This window comes from Streptomyces inhibens (assembly GCF_003389455.1).
Taxonomy (GTDB): domain Bacteria; phylum Actinomycetota; class Actinomycetes; order Streptomycetales; family Streptomycetaceae; genus Streptomyces; species Streptomyces inhibens.
Window position 1 is genome coordinate 1 of sequence record NZ_QUAC01000032.1, and the last position, 17,244, is coordinate 17,244.

At 69.8% G+C, this 17,244-nt stretch carries 18 protein-coding genes and 2 pseudogenes; 12 read left to right on the forward strand and 8 right to left on the reverse strand.

From position 1 onward, the window contains the following. From DY245_RS05210 to DY245_RS05225, 4 genes are all read left to right on the forward strand, one after another. Nucleotides 1-212, forward strand: a 212-nt coding sequence (locus tag DY245_RS05210; protein ID WP_181923527.1) for an NAD-binding protein, incomplete at its 5' end; no start/stop codon positions are given. A gap of 4 nt (nt 213-216) precedes the next feature. Further along, complete coding sequence (locus DY245_RS05215) at nt 217-1,332, forward strand: thiamine pyrophosphate-binding protein (protein ID WP_128504001.1); 1,116 nt, start codon at nt 217-219, stop codon at nt 1,330-1,332. A gap of 209 nt (nt 1,333-1,541) precedes the next feature. Then, nucleotides 1,542-2,999, forward strand: coding sequence for a catalase (locus tag DY245_RS05220; protein ID WP_128504087.1), 1,458 nt, complete (start codon nt 1,542-1,544; stop codon nt 2,997-2,999). Between the two features lie 518 nt (nt 3,000-3,517). Then, nucleotides 3,518-4,261, forward strand: a complete 744-nt coding sequence (locus DY245_RS05225; RefSeq protein ID WP_128504003.1) for a hypothetical protein — start codon at nt 3,518-3,520, stop codon at nt 4,259-4,261. Here the strand turns inward: DY245_RS05225 and DY245_RS05230 are convergent. Further along, the gene (locus DY245_RS05230; protein WP_128504005.1) at nt 4,236-5,141 is read right to left on the reverse strand and encodes a helix-turn-helix transcriptional regulator; all 906 of its coding nucleotides are present in this window, start codon (nt 5,139-5,141) and stop codon (nt 4,236-4,238) included. The two genes, DY245_RS05225 and DY245_RS05230, sit on opposite strands and share 26 nt — an antisense overlap. Before the next feature lie 112 nt (nt 5,142-5,253). On the opposite strand from DY245_RS05230, the gene DY245_RS05235 reads away from it, so the two are divergent. The 3 genes from DY245_RS05235 to DY245_RS05245 all read left to right on the forward strand — a co-directional run bounded on the left by DY245_RS05235 (nt 5,254) and on the right by DY245_RS05245 (nt 6,963). Beyond that, nucleotides 5,254-5,838: a short chain dehydrogenase gene (locus DY245_RS05235; RefSeq protein WP_128504007.1), complete on the forward strand. Its 585-nt coding sequence runs from the start codon at nt 5,254-5,256 to the stop codon at nt 5,836-5,838. 118 nt (nt 5,839-5,956) lie between these two features. Then, nucleotides 5,957-6,517, forward strand: coding sequence for a GNAT family N-acetyltransferase (locus DY245_RS05240; RefSeq protein WP_244942842.1), 561 nt, complete (start codon nt 5,957-5,959; stop codon nt 6,515-6,517). Nucleotides 6,518-6,582: 65 nt separating this feature from the next. Further along, on the forward strand, nt 6,583-6,963 hold the full coding sequence (locus DY245_RS05245) for an MmcQ/YjbR family DNA-binding protein (RefSeq protein WP_128504009.1): 381 nt from the start codon (nt 6,583-6,585) through the stop codon (nt 6,961-6,963). A gap of 22 nt (nt 6,964-6,985) precedes the next feature. Here the strand turns inward: DY245_RS05245 and DY245_RS05250 are convergent, their stop codons facing one another. Beyond that, complete coding sequence (locus DY245_RS05250; RefSeq protein ID WP_128504011.1) at nt 6,986-8,026, reverse strand: hypothetical protein; 1,041 nt, start codon at nt 8,024-8,026, stop codon at nt 6,986-6,988. 134 nt (nt 8,027-8,160) lie between these two features. On the opposite strand from DY245_RS05250, the gene DY245_RS45810 reads away from it, so the two are divergent. Then, nucleotides 8,161-8,403 carry an NUDIX hydrolase gene (locus DY245_RS45810; RefSeq protein WP_244942843.1) on the forward strand — a complete coding sequence of 81 codons (243 nt, stop codon included), beginning with the start codon at nt 8,161-8,163 and terminating at the stop codon, nt 8,401-8,403. A 31-nt stretch (nt 8,404-8,434) separates the two neighbouring features. Here the strand turns inward: DY245_RS45810 and DY245_RS05260 are convergent, their stop codons facing one another. From DY245_RS05260 to DY245_RS45820, 3 genes and pseudogenes are all read right to left on the reverse strand, one after another. After that, entirely contained in the window at nt 8,435-10,075 is a 1,641-nt protein-coding gene (locus DY245_RS05260) for an AMP-binding protein (RefSeq protein ID WP_128504014.1), read from the reverse strand. Then, nucleotides 10,072-10,416, reverse strand: a pseudogene (locus DY245_RS45815) (AMP-binding enzyme); the annotation flags it as partial. The pseudogene DY245_RS45815 and the gene DY245_RS05260, both read right to left, overlap by 4 nt. Nucleotides 10,417-10,560: 144 nt before the next feature. Continuing rightward, nucleotides 10,561-10,980 (reverse strand): annotated as a pseudogene (locus tag DY245_RS45820) (transposase); the annotation flags it as partial. A 64-nt stretch (nt 10,981-11,044) separates the two neighbouring features. On the opposite strand from DY245_RS45820, the gene DY245_RS48630 reads away from it, so the two are divergent. Then, entirely contained in the window at nt 11,045-11,389 is a 345-nt protein-coding gene (locus tag DY245_RS48630; RefSeq protein WP_128504018.1) for a methylation-associated defense system protein MAD7 family protein, read from the forward strand. A 204-nt stretch (nt 11,390-11,593) separates the two neighbouring features. Here the strand turns inward: DY245_RS48630 and DY245_RS05275 are convergent, their stop codons facing one another. Then, nucleotides 11,594-12,037 (reverse strand): MarR family winged helix-turn-helix transcriptional regulator, encoded by a 444-nt coding sequence (locus DY245_RS05275; protein WP_128504020.1) that lies wholly within the window; start codon nt 12,035-12,037, stop codon nt 11,594-11,596. Nucleotides 12,038-12,138: 101 nt separating this feature from the next. On the opposite strand from DY245_RS05275, the gene DY245_RS05280 reads away from it, so the two are divergent. Beyond that, the gene (locus DY245_RS05280; protein WP_128504022.1) at nt 12,139-12,531 is read left to right on the forward strand and encodes a nuclear transport factor 2 family protein; all 393 of its coding nucleotides are present in this window, start codon (nt 12,139-12,141) and stop codon (nt 12,529-12,531) included. A 610-nt stretch (nt 12,532-13,141) separates the two neighbouring features. Here DY245_RS05280 and DY245_RS05290 read toward each other — a convergent pair. After that, a complete protein-coding gene (locus DY245_RS05290; RefSeq protein WP_128504026.1) occupies nt 13,142-13,705 on the reverse strand; it encodes a CHAP domain-containing protein in 564 nt (187 codons plus the stop codon). 1,251 nt (nt 13,706-14,956) lie between these two features. On the opposite strand from DY245_RS05290, the gene DY245_RS05295 reads away from it, so the two are divergent. Further along, nucleotides 14,957-15,352, forward strand: coding sequence for a hypothetical protein (locus tag DY245_RS05295; protein ID WP_128504028.1), 396 nt, complete (start codon nt 14,957-14,959; stop codon nt 15,350-15,352). Nucleotides 15,353-15,370: 18 nt separating this feature from the next. Then, on the forward strand, nt 15,371-16,018 hold the full coding sequence (locus tag DY245_RS05300; protein WP_128504030.1) for a hypothetical protein: 648 nt from the start codon (nt 15,371-15,373) through the stop codon (nt 16,016-16,018). Nucleotides 16,019-16,278: 260 nt separating this feature from the next. Here DY245_RS05300 and DY245_RS05305 read toward each other — a convergent pair whose 3' ends face one another. Further along, entirely contained in the window at nt 16,279-17,055 is a 777-nt protein-coding gene (locus DY245_RS05305; RefSeq protein WP_128504032.1) for a PE-PPE domain-containing protein, read from the reverse strand. Between the last annotated feature and the right edge of the window lie 189 nt (nt 17,056-17,244).

Below are 17,244 nucleotides of genomic sequence, written 5' to 3' on the forward strand. Positions count from 1 at the left end.
GCGACTTCAAGCCCGGCTTCCGCATCGACCTGCACCACAAGGACATGGGCATCGTCACCGACGCCGCCCGCACCGTCGGCGCCACCCTCCCCGTCGGCACCCTCGTCGCAAGCCTCGTCGCCTCCCTCCGCGCCCAAGGCGACGGCAGCCTCGACCACTCCGCCCTCCTACGCGGCGTCGAACGCCTCTCCGGACACACCACCGAAAGCTGAGTCCATGGCGGCGCAGCGGATTCCCGCCATACAGGCGGCCGTCCAGATCATGAAGGACGAGGGCGTCGATATCGCCTTCGGCTGCCCGGGTGCCGCCCTCCTCCCGCTGTACGCGGCGATGGAGGAGGTTGGCGGCATCGAGCATCTGTCGGTGCGCCATGAAGAGGCCGCCACGCACATGGCTGACGGCTGGGCACGTACGAGCGGGAAGGCCGGTGTCGCCGCGGTGGCCGCGGGTCCGGGGGCGGCGCGGCTGATCACCGGGCTGTACGCGGCCCAGCAGGACGCGGTCCCGCTGGTGTGCATCACCGGTCGGGCGGGGGCCGGCCCACTCCGGCCGGCCGGTCCGCCGCGCCACGAGGCCTACCGGCCGCCGGATCTGCTCCGGCTGGCCGCTCCGGTCACCAAGCGCGCCGAGCGGATCGAGGATCCGGCGCGGATTCCGGGGGCCTTTCGCGAGGCGTTCCGGATCGCGCGGGAGGGCCGTCCCGGCCCGGTGCTGATCGATGTCCCCGCCGATCTGGCCGCGGCGGAGATCGCGTACGACCCCGGGCAGGAGCCCTTGGCCGGTTTCCGGTCCGCACGGTCCGTACGCGGTGGAGCGGTGCGACCGCCTGTCCCGGCGGGCCGCGCCGACCACGCGGATCTCGGCCGCCTGCACATCCCGGGGCCCGGGGCCCTGGCGGAGATCGCCGAGCTCTTCGGGGCGGACTCGTATGTCGTCAGCGGCGCTGCGGGCGTCTGTGCCCGCAGTGGCCCTCCGGGCTGGGAGGTGCCCGCCGCGATCGGTGTCCGCAAGGCGCTGGATGCCCGGGGCGAGCGGGGCGCGGAGGTCGTGGTGGTCATCGACCGGCATGGATTCCCGTTCATGGCCGAGGAGCTGGCGGCCGCGGCCCAGTATGAGGTGCCGTTCGTACTGATCATGCTCACCTCACTCGACCACCATGCGGACTTCACGGACCACGTGAAGCTCGTCGAGGCGTACGGCTGCGCAGGCCGTGATGTCGTCGATCCGGCGGAGCTCCGCTCGGCGGCCGAGTGGGCCCGTAAGGAAGCCGTCTCGACGCGGCGACCGGTCCTCATAGAGGTTCGGGTCGCTATAGAGGTCCGGGTCGCTTAGGGATTCCCGCAAGCTTCCGGGCGGTGGCTGCGCCGACACCTGTCCTGTCGCGCCCAGGCGCGGCCGCCGTCCGGAATACCCACCCGCACACCCACCCCAGGTTTGTTTCAACAAACTGTTGACGTTTGGTCGGAGCTCTTCTTACGCTCCGACATGCGGAAGCCAACTTCCGCGCTCTCGTACGGAAGGTCACCATGTCGAAGCCCACGCTGACGGCGCGCTTTCTCACTACGGAGGCTGGCGCCCCGGTCGCCGACAACCAGAACTCCTCAACCGCCGGCGTCGGCGGCCCGATCATCCTCCAGGACCAGCACCTGCTGGAGAAGCTCGCGCGCTTCAACCGCGAGCGCATCCCGGAGCGTGTCGTGCACGCCCGTGGCTCCGGCGCGTACGGCTACTTCGAGGTGACCGACGACGTCACCGGCTTCACCCGTGCCGACTTCCTGAACACCGTCGGCAAGCGGACCGAGACGTTCATCCGTTTCTCGACCGTCGCCGACAACCTCGGTGGCCCGGACGCGGCCCGTGACCCGCGTGGCTTCGCCCTGAAGTTCTACACGGCAGAGGGTAACTACGACCTCGTCGGCAACAACACCCCGGTGTTCTTCATCAAGGACCCGATCAAGTTCCCCGACTTCATCCACTCGCAAAAGCGCGACCCCTTCACGGGCAAGCAGGAGCCGGACAACGTCTGGGACTTCTGGGCGCACGCCCCCGAGGCCACCCACCAGATCACCTGGCTCATGGGCGACCGCGGTATCCCGGCCTCCTACCGCCATATGAACGGCTACGGCTCGCACACGTACCAGTGGACGAACGCCGAGGGCGAAGCCTTCTTCGTCAAGTACCACTTCAAGACGAATCAGGGCATCCGCTGCCTGAGCAGCGAGCAGGGCGCCGAGCTGGCGGGCAAGGACCCCAACTCGCACCAGACCGACCTGCTGCAGTCCATCGAGCGCGGTGTGTACCCGTCCTGGACGCTGTATGTGCAGATCATGCCGGCGGCCGAGGCGGCGAACTACCGCTTCAACCCGTTCGACCTGACCAAGGTGTGGCCGCACAGCGACTACCCGCTGCAGCGGGTCGGCCGTCTGGTCCTGGACCGCAACCCCGACAACGTCTTCGCCGAGGTCGAGCAGTCGGCCTTCTCGCCGAACAACTTCGTGCCCGGCATCGGCCCGTCCCCGGACAAGATGCTCCAGGGCCGGCTGTTCGCCTACGCCGACGCGCACCGCTACCGCCTGGGCGTCAACCACACCCAGCTGCCGGTGAACGCCCCCAAGGCGACCAAGGCCAACAACTACGGCCGGGACGGTCTGATGGCCACCAACGGCTACGACCGGCACGCCAAGAACTACGAGCCGAACTCCTACGACGGCCCGGCCCAGACGAACGAGGCGCTCTCCGCCCCGCTCGCCGTCTCCGGCTACACCGGCACCCACGAGGCCCCGGCGCACACCAAGGACGACGACTTCTTCCAGGCCGGTGAGCTCTACCGTCTGATGTCAAAGGACGAGAAGAACCGTCTGGTGAACAACATCGCCGGCGGCCTCTCCCAGGTCGGCCGCGACGATGTGATCGAGAAGAACCTCGCCCACTTCCACGCCGCCGACCCGGACTACGGCAAGCGCGTCGAGGCGAAGGTCCGTGAGCTGCGCGAGGACTGACGGGAGGTCGGTTTCCTTGCGCGACCGTACCGGCCGGCCCGTTGAGGGGTGGTCGGCCGGTACGGAGAGGTAGCGCGGGCTCCGCGGTGTGCGGGGAGATTCCAGTGCGGTGGCAGTGCTCGCCCCATAAGGAGGGGCGAGCCGCCTCCCCCGCCGCGGAGCCCGCTTCCTCCCTCGACCCCCACAGACTCCGTCCGACGGTGCGATGTCATGTCGCGCCCAACTCTCGCACTGTCGGACGGGAACCACTGCAGGGCCCGGAATCCGTACGGTCACGGATTCCGGGCCCTGTGTGCGTCGCCCGGTGTGCGTCGCGGGCACGAAGGCGCGCCCTGTGCGCCGTGCGAGGGGACCTTTGTGCGCCGCGGACGCGCCCCTGCATGGGCCCCGGCTCCCCTCGTTTCTCCCCCTGACCCGGCCTGTCACCACAATTCGGCCCCCGGCGCCCTCTTTTGGAGAGAGCATGGGGACACCTGTAGAACCGACCTGCCAGCCGCCCTACCTGCCAGGAGCCGACCATGGCCGACAGCGTGCCGGTGCGGTGCCCCACGTGCCGCCGCGAGAACGCCTTCACCCCGCCCACCTTCCCGTGCGCGTGCGGTGCCCCGCTGACCATGCCCGTGCTGCGCGGCGGGGTGCCCGTCGAGATAGTGCACCGCACCTGGCAGGCCTCCTGGGTGGAGGTGCGCTGCGAGGTGTGCGGACGGCAGGACGAGTGGCCGGCGCCGGAGTCCGGCTGCGCCTGCGGCACGGTCGTCCGGGTCCCCGTCGTCCCCGCGCCCGTCCCGCCGGAGCCCACCTCCCCGTCGCTGGGCGCGCCCGCCCCCAAGCCCGCGCCGGCACAGGCCGCCGACCCTCCGCGCGCCATCCTGCGGCCCGCGTTCCGCCCCGTCACGATCCGTACGGCGCGTGACTGCGTCACCGCCGCCGAGCAGTATCTGAAGTGGCTGGGCTTCGCCGATGCCGCGCGGACGCAGGAGCGCACCGCCTCCGGCGTGGACCTGCGCGGCACGGGTGTGGTCGCCCAGGTCGACCCGACCACCCGCTCCACCAAGCTGCGCGAGATCGAATGCGTCTGGCTCAACGGCCTCAACGACTCGGCCATCGCGGTCTTCTTCTCGCTCGCCGGCTATGCCCGCGACGCCCGGGCCCGCGCCGACGAGCTGCACATCCCGCTGTACGTCATGGATCTCACGGGCACCCCGCAGCCGGTCAACGACCCGGCCGACGAGCTGATCAGGTACGGCGCGGCGGGACGGTGAGCCGGCCGGCCGCGGCTGTCGCGGCCAGCAGCCGCAGGGCAGCGGCCGACGGCGAGCCCGGCTCGGCGTGGTAGATCACCACCCGCTGCCCCGGGTCGTCCGGCAACGTCAGCAGCTCGTCGGTGAGCGTCAGCGGCCCGACGACCGGGTGGCGGTATGCGCGGGTGTGTGTCGCGCAGGTCCGCACCGGATGCGCCGCCCACAGCGTCGCGAACTCCGCGCTCTCCCGGCCGAGTTCGGCGATCAGCCCGGCCGGCCGCGGCGAGTCGGGCCAGCGCCCGGCGATCAGCCGCAGATCGCCCACGGTGTCGCGGAGCTTGCTCTGCCGGTCCGGGTACAGCGCCCGGGTGTGCGGATCGAGGAACATCATCCGGGCGATGTTCGGCCGCTCGGCCGCGCTGCGCTCCGGTGCGTCGAACGGCAGATGCCCGGCGAGCAGCGCATGGCCCGCCCGGTTCCAGGCAAGTACGTCCACGAACCGGCCGAGCACCAGCGCCGGGACGTCCCCCAGCGACTCGATCATGTTCCGTACGGACGGCCGCAGTTGCTCCCCGTCGTCCGCCGCCTCCGGGCGGTCCCCGCCGCGGGCGGGCTGACGTGCAGGCCGGGCCAGCCCGTACAGATGCGCCCGCTCGGTACCGTCCAGCCGCAGCACACGGGCCAGCGCCTCCAGTACGGCGTCCGAGGCGCTGCCGCCGCCGATGCCCTGCTCCAGCCGGGTGTAGTAGCCGACGCTGATCCCTGCCAGCTGTGCCAGCTCCTCACGGCGCAAGCCCGGCACCCTCCGCCGGCCGCCATGGCCGACCAGCCCCATATCGTCCGGTGACAGCCGCGCCCGCCGGCTCCGCAGGAACGCTCCCAACTCCACTGTCCGGTCCATACGTTCAGTGTGCCGGGCGGCGCGCGGCCTGCACCTGGCAGGGGTAGGCACCGCGTTCCTACCCTCAGCAGGGGGCTGGGTGGACGGGCGGCCGCACGGCAGGATCAGCCCCATGAAGATCATCGTGATCGGAGCGACCGGCACCCTCGGCAGCGCCGTGGCCCGGCAACTGGAAGACCACGGCCACCAGGTCGTCCGCGCGGCGCGCCGTGGCCCCGTCCGGGTCGACCTGGAGGACCTGACCTCCGTCGACGCCCTCTTCGCGTCCGTACGGGAGGTGGACGCCGTCATCTGCTGTGCGTCGAGCGGCCGGCTGACCCCGCTGGACTCCCCCTCGGACGCCGACTTCACGGCCGGCCTACAGGGCAAACTCCTCGGCCAGGTCCATCTGGTCCGGCGCGCCCTTCCTCATCTGCGGGACGGCGGCGCCCTCGTCCTCACCAGCGGCACGTTCGAAAAGCCCACACCGGGCGGGGCGTTCGGCGCACTCGTCAACGCCGGCCTGGACGCCTTCGTCAGGGCCGCGGCCATCGAGATGCCACGCGGTCTGCGACTGCACGTGGTCAGCCCCGGCTGGATCGCCGAGACCCTCGCCGGCATGGGCCTGGACCCGTCCGACGGCACACCGGCCGCCGATGTGGCCCGTCGGTACGTCGAGCACATCGACGCTCTCCCCCCGGGAGAACGGCAACCGTGACCATGCTGATCGTGCCGACTCGTGCCGGCCCGTCCGGACCTGCGGTTTTCCGATCCACGGAGAGCGGCACGGCGGAAAACGGGTCGCCGGGCCCGGCCGGACCGGCGACACTGACCCGGTGATCATCCATGGACCGTCGCCCGCCGAACTGCCCGTACTGCGCGATATCGAGCGAGCCGCCGGGGAGCCGTTCCGCGGCCTGGGCATGGCGTCGATCGCGGACGACGAGCCGCCGTCGCTGGAGCAGCTGTCGGGGTTCCTGCGGGCTGGACGACTGCTGGCCGCGTACGAGGAGCGGGAGCCGGCGGGCACGAGCACGAACCGGGACAGGGACACGGCAGGGCCGCCGATCGGCTACCTGCTCTGGGAGCCGGTCGACGGATGCACCCATATCGAGCAGGTGTCGGTCCACCCTGACCATGCCCACCGCCGCATCGGCCGGGCCCTCATCGACCGGGCGGAGCGGGACAGCGGTCCGGGCGCGCTGACGCTGACCACCTTTGCCGAGGTGCCGTGGAACGCGCCGTATTACACCCGGCTCGGCTTCCGGGTGCTCGCCGACGCCGAACTCACACCGGGGCTGCGGGCCATCCGCGCCCATGAGGCGGCGCTGGGGCTGGACCGCTGGCCGAGGGTGTGTATGCGGAGGGAGGCGGGCCGGTCGGACTCCGGGCCGTGACCGGCCGGCCACTGCCCTATCTGACGTTGAGTCAGGTCATGGCTCGGGCCGGACATAATGAGAAGATGATCGACGCGAACGCTCTCCGGTCCGCCTGCCTGGACTTCAACGGCGCGACCGAGGAATTCCCCTTCCCGCGGCACCCGGATGTGTCGACCTTCAAGGTCGGCGGCAAGATCTTCGCACTGTCGACGCTGACGGACCTGCCGCTCACCGTGAGCCTCAAGTGCGAGCCCGAGCTGGCCGAACGGCTGCGCGCGGCGCACCCGGAGGTGGTGCCGGGCTATCACCTCAACAAACGCCACTGGAACACCGTTTCGCTGGACGGCGAGCTGCCCGACCGGCTGATCCTCGACATGATCGAGGATTCCTACGACCTGGTCGTCGCCTCACTGCCGCGCGCACAGCGCCTGTTGCTCGACTGGCCGGGGGAACGTCAGCGCTGAGCGCTTCTCGCGGCAGCCGCCCTCAGCCGGTCTTCAGGCCCAGGCCGTAGAACCTCACGTGGTACGCGTCCATGTACGAGGCCTCGCCGCCGACTATCAGGTCGGCGGGCGTGCGCACCCCCACCGCGCGTGCGGTGGCCACCAGCGTCTCCGCCAGCGCCCGGCCCGACGGCTCACCGGGGCCGCCCGCGTCGATGCGCCACTGCGGGTCATCGTCGTCGGGCCACACCTTCCGGGTTCCGGGGTGTTTGCCGACGGTGCCCCAGCCCAGAGCGGACGGGTCGAAGTCGTCCGGGGCGAAGCATCCGAGCGAGAGCCGGTCGCGGCAGCTCACATCGAACAGGATCGGGGCGCCGCCCTCGGGCAGCTGCCCGTAGACCGGCATCGAGACGGAGGTACCCAGTGCGGTCGTCTCGGCCGGCAGCATGCCCAGGAAGTCGGCGAGCGCGCCGGTCACCGTCTCCCAGCTGCGCGCGTCCCAGCCGCCGGGGAAGCCCAGGCCTCCGTTGGACGGGTCGTTACGGCTGCCGAAGAAGCCGGTGATCGAGTGCTCCTCGCCGATGCCCTGACGCCAGAACCAGTTCTCCACCGGGTCGGTGGGCTGGAGGATCAGCTCGGGACCCGCCTTCCCGGCGCGCAGTTCCAGGGTGTTCGGCCGGTCGCGCCAGCGCAGGAACGGCGTCCCCCACAGCGGTCCGGAGTCGTAGAACGGTCCCAGGCTGCCGTACACCCCCATGATCGATGCCGCGCCGAGCGCCGCGGTCAGTTCGTCCCGCACCGCTCGGAAGGCGGCTGCCTGGCTGCCCGCGTCCGGCTCGGCGAGCCCCACCGGAACGGCCAGTTCGAGATACGCCTCACCCTCGGCGTACCGCTCCTCCATCGCTCCGACCGGGCGCAGCCGCGCGTCGCCCGCGGCACGGCCGGTGCCGATGACCGGCCCACTGGCGGCGTCGGTCCAGGTCCAGCCGAGCCCGGCGACCAGGGCCCGCACTCCCTCCGGGGTCCAGCCACCCGCGTCCGCGCCGGTGAGCCGGCCCGCCAACTCCGCGACACTGTCCACCATTACCGTGTCCCCGTTTCCCCCGTCGGTGCTTCCCCGCTGTTCGTTCACTCCTCCATCCTGCCTGCCGGGTCTGACAATCGCGTGGGGGTGCATTCCGCTCCGCTGCCCGGGGCCGCCCCGCGTAGGCAGCCGCGATGCGTATACCCCGCCAGGCGGCCCGCGTCGCCGTGCTCGCGCCCGACGGCGCGGTCTTCCTCTTCCGGTACGACAACCCCGGCTCCACGGACCCGCTGTGGCCGCCCCGGCTCCCCGGTCCGCTCGCCCCGTGGCGCGGCACGGCCGGCCGCGCCACGGTCCCGGAACCGGTCGATCCGGGGTACGTGCCGAACGCGGCGCCCGGGCCGCACGACCCCGTGCACTCCGGAAAGCGGCTCTGACCCTCGGCAACCCCGGCGGCCCCGCACACCTTCACTGCCGCACGCTGCCCAGCTCCTTCGCCAGCCGCTCGCGCAGCTCGATCTTGCGGACCTTGCCGCTGACCGTCATCGGGAACGCTTCGAGGATGTCGAGGTAGCGCGGCACCTTGAAGTGGGCGAGCCGGGAGCGGCAGTAGCGGGCCAACTCGTCGCGGGTGAGCGGGTCTTCGGGGTCGCGGAGGATGACACAGGCGGCGATCTCCTCGCCGTACTTGTCGTCCGGGACGCCGACGATCTGCACATCGGCGATCTTGGGGTGGGAGTAGAGGAACTCCTCGATCTCGCGCGGGTAGACGTTCTCACCGCCCCTGATGATCATGTCCTTGATGCGGCCGACGATCCGGACATAGCCGTCGTCGTTCATCACCGCGAGGTCGCCGGTGTGCATCCACCGGGCGGCGTCGATGACCTCGGCGGTGCGCTCGGCCTCCTCCCAGTAGCCCAGCATCACGCTGTAGCCGCGGGTGCACAGTTCGCCCGGTGTGCCACGCGGCACGGTCACCCCGCTCGCCGGGTCGACGACCTTGACCTCGATGTGCGGCAGCACCCGTCCGACGGTCGCGGTGCGGCGTTCGAGGTCGTCGTCGCGGCGGGTCTGGGTGGAGACCGGGGAGGTCTCGGTCATGCCGTAGCAGATGGAGACCTCGGCCATGTGCATCTCGGCGACCACCCGCTTCATCACCTCCTCCGGGCAGGGCGAGCCCGCCATGATGCCGGTGCGCAGCGAGGAGAGGTCGTACGAGGCGAAGTCGGGGTGGTTGAGTTCGGCGATGAACATGGTGGGCACGCCGTAGAGCGAGGTGCAGCGCTCGTCCTGGACGGCCCGCAGGGTGGTGGCGGCGTCGAAGGCGGGGGCAGGGATGACGATGCAGGCGCCGTGCGAGGTGATGCCGAGGTTGCCCATGACCATGCCGAAGCAGTGGTAGAAGGGCACCGGCAGACACACCCGGTCGTGTTCGGTGTAGGCGATGGTCTCGGCGACCCAGTAGCCGTTGTTGAGGATGTTGTGGTGGGAGAGGGTGGCGCCCTTGGGGAAGCCGGTGGTGCCCGAGGTGTACTGGATGTTGACCGGGTCGTCGGCGGTCAGGGCCTTTTCGCACTCGGCGAGCCGGGTGTGCGGGACGGCGGCGCCGGCGGCCAGCAGTCCGCCCCAGGTCGGGTCGCCGATGTAGACCACATCGCGCAGCGCCGGGCTCTCGGCGCGCACCTGCTCGATCATCCGGCGGTAGTCGCTGGTCTTGTGGTGGGTGGCGGAGACCAGGACGGTGATACCGGCCTGTTGGAGGACGTACGCCAACTCGTGTACCCGATATGCCGGGTTGACGTTGACGAGAATCGCGCCGATCTTGGCGGTGGCGTACTGGACGAGGACCCATTCGGCGCAGTTGGGCGCCCAGATGCCGACCCGGTCGCCCTTGCCGACGCCCTTGGCGAGCAGGCCGAGGGCCACCTCGTCGACCGCGCGGCCCAGTTCGGTGTAGGTCCAGCGACGGCCGCCGGCCACCTCGACCAGCGCCTCGCGGTCGCCGAACCGGGCGATGGTGCGGGCCAGATCGGCGCCGATGGTGTGCCCGAGCAGCGGCCGCTCGGCGGCCCCGCTGGCGTACGACAGCTCCTTGTGCGACTGGCTCATCGGTGGTTCTCCTCCCAGTACTCGGCACCGCCGTCGCCCTGCGCGATGCGCTCACGCAGTTCGATACGGCGGATCTTGCCGGAGACGGTCTTCGGCAGGTCGGCGAACTCCAGCCGCCGGATGCGCTTGTAGGGGGCCAGGACTTCACGGGAGTGCTCGAAGATCAGCTTTGCGGTCTCCGGGCCGGGCGACCACCCGGCCGTGAGCACGACATACGCCTTGGGCACGGACAGCCGCACCGGATCGGGGGCCGGCACCACAGCGGCCTCGGCGACCGCCTCGCGCTCCAGCAGGGCGCTCTCCAACTCGAACGGTGAGATCTTGTAGTCGGACGCCTTGAACGGACCGCCCTTTTCAGGGGACAGATCTTCACCAATCATCATCCGGGGATCAACCCGTCCCCGGACCTCAAGGGGCGGAAGCAACACTCCGCCCTCCGAGGGTGCCTCCCCCGGCACATCCACCAATGCGTTCATCAGCCGCTCCCAGAAGCCCGACGCCAGCCATCGCTGCCACACACCCGCAGGGTTTCCCGCCGGAGCGGACAAGCCACTCCAAGGACACCCGGTGCGCGCCTTGTACAGCATGGCGTCCAGCGTGCCCCGAGGATCTCGCAGCCGCCTACCCTTTCGATCTACGAAGAGAGGTTCGATCTCCGCCCACGCGTCGTCCGCCAGCAGAGGAACGCGACGAGCACGCTCACGGAACCACGCACTGACGCCGCCATCGCTCCGCACCTTCCTCGGGATCCCGCCCAGGATGATGACCTGGATCTCCAACAGGTCGAGAACCTTGGCCTGTTGCTCCGGTCCCGTGTCGCGCAGCCGGTGCCGGGCCGGTTCGACCAGCTTCTGAAGGTCACGCCCTCGCTGCGCGGCGTCCTCAGCTTCCTGCCGCCACAGCATGGTGTCCTCCAGAAGCTGTACGGTGCGCTGCCGCTCCTTGGCCAACGTGAGGACCGCTTGCTCGATGGCAGCCTTGGCATCCGGGCTCCGCGAGTTCTTCTTCTCCGACGTGGGCCGTGCCACCGGAACGATCACCCCTGGCGCGGGCACCGACGTCGAGACCCAGGCACTGCTGCACCTGGTGGAGCTGGCCGGAGGCCAGATGCAGGACCGGGCGGACAGCGTGGCCCGGGCCGCCGCTGCAGGTGGTCACGGGCGGCTTCACGGGGACGGCCGCGGGCGCCTGACCTTGCCCGCTGCCGTGCCGCTTGGCCTTGAGGACCATCACCCTGCCGTTCCTCGCCGACCAGGATGGCGTCCGGGCCCTGCGTACGATGGCTCGCGACGGCGGGAGACGACGGCATGGTGAGGCCGTGGTACGGAGCCTCTTCGGCCGGCCAACTGGTCAGTTGGGCAGTCACAACCCGGTAGAGAAGTCGGCTCCGGCAAGAACTCCAGACTGTTCACGGGCGGCGTGCGGCCCTTTGGGGTCTTGTCCGGGGGGATGGGCGAAGAGCCCCCTCATGGCTGGGCGAGGCGGATGGTGAGAGTACGGAACTGATCCGTTCGCCTGTCATGTGAACGGGCCTTCGCTTGTGAAGCGGCCCAGGTGGTGGGCGAAGGTTTCGGCTTCGTTTGGTGGCCATGTGGACAGGCTTGTCGTGATGTGGGCAGCCAGACGTGTTCGCAGCTCTTCCACTGCGAGTCGGCCCTGGTCGGTGAGGACGAGCAGGTGTGCCCGTCGGTCGGTGGGGTCTGCCTCGCGGCGGATGAGGCCTGCGGCCTCCAGCCGGGAGGCGCGGCGGGTGACGCCGGAGCGGTCGATTCCGACGTCGGGGGCCAGGTCGGCGGCGCTGCGGGGTCCGGTCCGGGCCAGTTCGCTGAGGACCGGGTACGTCTGTTCGTCCACGCCCTCACCCATGCCCTCGGTGAGCTGTTTGTGCAGCTGTGTGCGCGTGGTGCGCCTGAGCAGGATGGCCAGCGCGTCTGCGATCTCGTGTCCTACTTCGTTCTTCACACCTCCAGAATAGCGTGCGTAGCGCACGCTTCTGCTGCTACAGTGAAGGAGATGCGTGCGAAACGCACGCACTGTTCATTCTTACGCTGAAGGGAAGTCCCATGACTCGTACCGGTATCAAGGCCGCCGTCGCCGACCTGATCTTCAACCGCGACATCACCGTGGAGGAGGCCGCCGACCGTCACTTCACCCCGGAGTACCGCCAGCGCACGGACGGAGAGTGGGCCGACCGTTCCGAGTTCATCGAGCACATCACCCACGTGCGCACCATCGCCGCCGACGGCCACGTCGAGGTTCATGAAGAGCTGCGCGACGGCAGCAGGTACGCCGACCGGCACACCGTCCACATCACGAAGCCGGACGGCTCGACGGTGAGCATGGAGGTGTATGTCTTCGCCGACCTCGCGACCGACGGCCGGTTCAACCGCATCGAGGAGACCACCCTGATGCTCCAGGGCTCCGACACCGATCGCAACATCGGCAGCGCCCGCTAGGTCGCGTCTTCAAATGATCTTGAGTAGTGGATCACGGTCATGTGCTACGTCACCCTGAACTGTCCGATGCAGAGGGGGAGTTCGTCCGGCCGCTGCTGCCCGAGTCCTTGCGGGGGCGGAAACGGCTGGACGATCGCCTGGTGCTCAACGGGTACGGCGGATCCGAAGTGGCGCAGGACGGAAGGGATGCTCTTTCACAGTGATCTGGCGGCCACGAGTGCCCAGTCGGCCGCCGTCACGGGGTGCCGCCTGAGGCTGTCCTGTCCGGCTCTGCTGCGACCGGCGCATGATGTGCCGGCTGAAGTCCCGCCGCCGCAGCTTGTCTCCGCCGACGCCCAACTGGTCACCACGGGCAGACGACGCCGGCTTCGCCTCGCCGGCCACTGGCCCTGGACCAACGTGATCACCAGCGCGCTCGCCCGCCACGCAGCCTTACCCCACCCGGCTGACGAGCAACAACCTCCTGCCTCGACGGCCGGCACGCCCTCCGGAGCCGTGGAAGCCGGCGCCCACCCGGCGCGACAACCGGGCCCGCGGCCTGCCCACCACCGGCGCCACAAGCCGAAACGGCTCGCCGGACGAACCGGCGAACCGTCACGGACAATTGAGGCTAGTTGGTCGGAGAGACGTAGCCGCTGATCTGCATGCCCCAATATGCGCTGTCTCCCACCGCGCCGGGGTATTGGTCGCGGTGGGCGGAGGAGGTTGAAGGATCGTTGGTGACCTCGTTGCCGCCGATGCTCTCGATGGTCCCGTCGTCATTGACCGCCGTGACGATGGCAACGTGATCGGCGTAGCCGTCGCCGTTGTAGTTGAAGACGACTGCGTCACCGACGTGGGGATCCGGATGCAGTCCTGCACCGTACTGTCCGAAGCTGCCGGCCGCCGGGGTCAATCCGTTGACGTTGTAGCCCCCCTGCGCCCAGACCCATGCCGCGAAGTCGGCGCACCAGTTTTCCGGCGAGCCACCTGCGCCCGTACAACTGGAGTTGTACCCTTGTTCGCCCACGCTGTTCGTGTCACAGGCGTGATGGTCGAGGTTCGCGTTCGCGATCGTGACGATGTCGTCGGTCGTGGCCGACGCTGTGCCTGCGGCCAATATGAGGGACGGCACCGCCAGGGCTGCTACCACGATGCCCCTGATGGTTGTGTTACGCGTCTTCCGGGATGTCATGATTTTCCTCTCTGTTTCAGCTGGATTGGACGTAGTCCCGGTGAGTTGGCGCCAGTGATCGGCCGCCGGCGGGGCCTGCTTCAGAGCCCCCGCTCGGCCGGCCCGTCCCGGCTCCGGTCGGCTTGCCGGGCCTGGCGCAGCAGCTCCTGCGACGGACCCTCGACCGGAGCCGGAGCGGCCGCCTCCGCCTTGGTGACCGCCCTTTTGCGTCACCAGACGGCCGGCTCAGCCACCAGCGCGATCAGCGCGGCCCGGAGGATCGGGGCGACGATTGCATGCGGATCCATGGAACGGCTCCCACTCTCAATGGCGGCGCACGTCTCAGTAGTTGCGCGCCGCGACTACGTCAGGCAGGACGTTAGAAACACCCGATGAAGTCGCCGTGAAACGGTGAAGCCGTTACGCCTGCTGGGTCCGCTGGCCCGGGATGCGGCGTCCCCGGCGTCGCCGCTGCCGTCAACGGTGAGCGGCGCCTCCACGAACCGGGGCGGCACGACATCGCCGACCTGATCCTCGGCGGCCTTCCAGTAACGACACGGCGGTGGGAGGTTGGGTGGGCGTCGGAGTGTGACGGGGCGGCAGGGCCTGCCGTGGCGCGGGAAGCGCGGCCTTGCCGGGCGTGGAGGCCGGAGTACCGGTCAGGGCCCGGACCATCAACTCGTGTGCCTGGGCATCACCGGGCACATGCTGCAACGCCACAGCAACGTCGCTCACCGTGGCGTCGCCGTACCCCGCGGACGGCAGGCAACTCGGTAGGTGCAGCCGCAGAGGTACGTCATCGGGCGCCGCGGCAACGGCCGAGCGCATGCTCCGCATCAGGGGAGATTGTGAGGGATTGGGGGGATTCCGCCGCCATGGCCCACATTTTACGGAGCCGACGCGGGCGACTTGCGGGTGCCCTGACTGAACTCCGAAGGCCCCACCCGGCCCACCCCGGTCACTCACGTCCCCTACGACGAGCGCCTCCCTACGCCAATCCCCAACAGTGCCCCGCCGTCTCGAAATGAGCCATGCCGTTCTTCGGCGGCGGTTCGTGCTGAGGGAGCGACTCGTTGGCCGGCCCAGCCGATCCTGGTGGGGGAGCCCCCGTCCATCACGTAGGCCTCCGGTCCCACGCACATCGCGATTTCATCGGCATTTCAGAGCCTCCCGTGATGGTTGGCAGGCAACGTGCCGAACAGTCAGTCGCGCATCCGTGTCCTTGACGCGTATCCGTAGGTGCGCGAACTCAGTGAAGGAACGGGGACCCCGATGGATGATCTGTTGCACAAGCTGGTTTCTGCGGCCCTCACCGGTGTGTTGATTGCCCTGGTGGGAGCTCTGAGCGTGGCTGCACGCAGGCGGAGGGTCGCCCGAGAGGAGGCCGCCGCGCCGGCTCCGGTAGAAGATCGCAGCCAGATGCTGCTGCGTCAGGCCCAGCAGTTGGACGACAGCCGCGATGAGCTGGCCGCTCAGGGCCGGCAGGCGGAAGCGCTGGCGCAGGCCAGGGAGGCAGCCGCTCTCTGGCGTGAGCTCACCCGGGTCCGGCCAGGGCGCTTCCAAGCGGAACGGCGGGCGGCGCTGGGGCGTCTGAGTGAACTGCTGGCCGCCATGGGGCAGGGGGACCAGGCAGCGCAAGTCCGCCAGGAAGCCACCGGACTTTCTTGACAGAGCGAGGGGACCGCAATGCCCGCCGCCATCTGGACCGGCCGCAATGCATATCCGGAGAAGGTTGCCGCCGACATGGCCGCAGCCCTGGGGGACGAACTCGGCCTTGCAGAGCCGCCGTTGGCCGTGACCTTGCCGGCCGAGAGCACCGGTGTACCCGTCGGCAGCCTGTTACCGCCACGCGAGCGATTCAGCGGAATGCCCGCGCCAACACGCTGCTGCATCTACGTCGACGCCCTGGCACCCAGGGCCTTCGAACTGCGTGCCTCGGTCATGGGCGGGCGCTCGGGGATCCGCCGAAGCCTCGGACTGGGCCACCTCCTCTATGCAGTGCCCCTGGCGCCGCGGGTTCCCTCCCGCATCGAACTCGGTCTCGGTGCAGCCCGTGGCTCCGTCCCCGCACGCTTCGACGGAGACGCCGCGATCACGGACTGCCTGAACCGGGACGCCCAGCTGCTCGACCTGGCCCATGCACTGACGCCCGCCACGGCCGGGCCCGACCGGCAGCACACCTGGCAGGTGGCATGCCGACTGACGATCGATCCACGCCCACACGGTTCGGTTCTGTTCGTCCAGACCCTGCACCGCCCCACCATCCGGGCCTGGTCCCTCGGTGCCCACACCGTGCTGGACTTCGCCGCCCGCGCCGAAACGGCGCTCGGGTAGCGCCATGCGCGAGCGGCATCCATCACGGAGGAAAGGACAGCGCCAGGACGTCGGGTGTGGACCACTCGGCGCCACGGGCGCGCCCTCGGTTGCATCAGAGGGATGTGCAGGTCCTCCGAGGTGCCCCCGATGCGATGGCCCAGAGGACGGCGGACTGGTCCACCCCGTAGGACGCGCACGTCCCCGAGCGGACGTTCCCCACGCGAACGGTCCGACCGGGCTGCGCCGGTCGGACCGTTACCGTTACCCCGCATATCCGGTTACGAGGACTTGACGCGCCCGTCAGGCTCGTACCAGACGACTCCGTCACCGCCGTCGTGGCCGATGGTCTGCGTCATGACGTTGCCGTCCTGCCAGTACTTGGGGTGCTGGTTCAGGAAACCGGGGATGGACTGGAGCGAGGTGGCGTCGCAGGCCAGGTCGGTGCGGATGCAGAACCGTTGTACCGGGACGCCGTCGAACTTCGCCGGGCCGGCGCCCGTGGAAGTGAATCCCAAGGCGCTCCAACCCTGCGGAACCCGGGCCCAGATGCCGGTATCGGGCTGCATGGGGTCGGAATACAGCATGCCGTTCACCTGCGAGCGGGGTATGTCAGTGCCGCCCTTGGCTATCGTCTGAAGCACCTGGTCGGCCGCTTGCGCGCCCTGGGAGTAGCCGACGATCGTGAAGCGGGCGCCCGGATCGCGGTGGTAGGTGTCCTCGGCGGTGGCCAGCAGATTGCGGTACCCCTCGCGCACGCTGGCGTCGAAGCTCGGTGCGTTGACGTCCGGAACGTTGTGGCCGTTGAGCCAGGGTCCGGCGCTCGCCGGATAGCAGACCGGCACCGGGATACCACCGTTGAGGTGCTTGTTGGCGAATGCATAGGTGCTGGTGCAGTCGGGTGCGTCCGCCGCCGAGCCCGTGCCGCCGACCTCCAAGTAGTAGTGATGCACCGGATCGGCGTGGGCAACGGTGGGTGCGGCAGCAGTGACGGTCACCACGGCTGCCGTCGCACCGACAGCGCCGATCGCCTTCTTCCATCTGCGGGCCAGGGTCATCGCTCTGCTTCTCCTCCAGTCGGGACGGCACACAACTGCTGTGCTCGGCCGAGACGTTAGCCACGGCCGGTGGAATGGCGATGAAACGACGACGAGTGCGCTGACGGCGCCGTATCGGGAGGTGGAGGCTGGACATCGCCCATCGGGCCCGTGCCTTGTCTCGTCGCCGTGGCAGCCCTCAGGATCGGC

Excerpts from the sequence above, each read along its gene's own strand:
- DY245_RS05225 (WP_128504003.1), top strand. The coding sequence starts at position 3,518 with ATGGCCGACAGCGTGCCGGTGCGGTGCCCCACGTGCCGCCGCGAGAAC.
- DY245_RS05305 (WP_128504032.1), bottom strand. The coding sequence starts at position 17,055 with ATGACCCTGGCCCGCAGATGGAAGAAGGCGATCGGCGCTGTCGGTGCG.
- DY245_RS05230 (WP_128504005.1), bottom strand. The coding sequence starts at position 5,141 with ATGGACCGGACAGTGGAGTTGGGAGCGTTCCTGCGGAGCCGGCGGGCG.
- DY245_RS05280 (WP_128504022.1), top strand. The coding sequence starts at position 12,139 with ATGACTCGTACCGGTATCAAGGCCGCCGTCGCCGACCTGATCTTCAAC.
- DY245_RS05300 (WP_128504030.1), top strand. The coding sequence starts at position 15,371 with ATGCCCGCCGCCATCTGGACCGGCCGCAATGCATATCCGGAGAAGGTT.
- DY245_RS05290 (WP_128504026.1), bottom strand. The coding sequence starts at position 13,705 with ATGACATCCCGGAAGACGCGTAACACAACCATCAGGGGCATCGTGGTA.
- DY245_RS05235 (WP_128504007.1), top strand. The coding sequence starts at position 5,254 with ATGAAGATCATCGTGATCGGAGCGACCGGCACCCTCGGCAGCGCCGTG.
- DY245_RS05245 (WP_128504009.1), top strand. The coding sequence starts at position 6,583 with ATGATCGACGCGAACGCTCTCCGGTCCGCCTGCCTGGACTTCAACGGC.
- DY245_RS48630 (WP_128504018.1), top strand. The coding sequence starts at position 11,045 with ATGGCAGCCTTGGCATCCGGGCTCCGCGAGTTCTTCTTCTCCGACGTG.
- DY245_RS05250 (WP_128504011.1), bottom strand. The coding sequence starts at position 8,026 with ATGGTGGACAGTGTCGCGGAGTTGGCGGGCCGGCTCACCGGCGCGGAC.
- DY245_RS05215 (WP_128504001.1), top strand. The coding sequence starts at position 217 with ATGGCGGCGCAGCGGATTCCCGCCATACAGGCGGCCGTCCAGATCATG.
- DY245_RS05295 (WP_128504028.1), top strand. The coding sequence starts at position 14,957 with ATGGATGATCTGTTGCACAAGCTGGTTTCTGCGGCCCTCACCGGTGTG.
- DY245_RS45810 (WP_244942843.1), top strand. The coding sequence starts at position 8,161 with ATGCGTATACCCCGCCAGGCGGCCCGCGTCGCCGTGCTCGCGCCCGAC.
- DY245_RS05260 (WP_128504014.1), bottom strand. The coding sequence starts at position 10,075 with ATGAGCCAGTCGCACAAGGAGCTGTCGTACGCCAGCGGGGCCGCCGAG.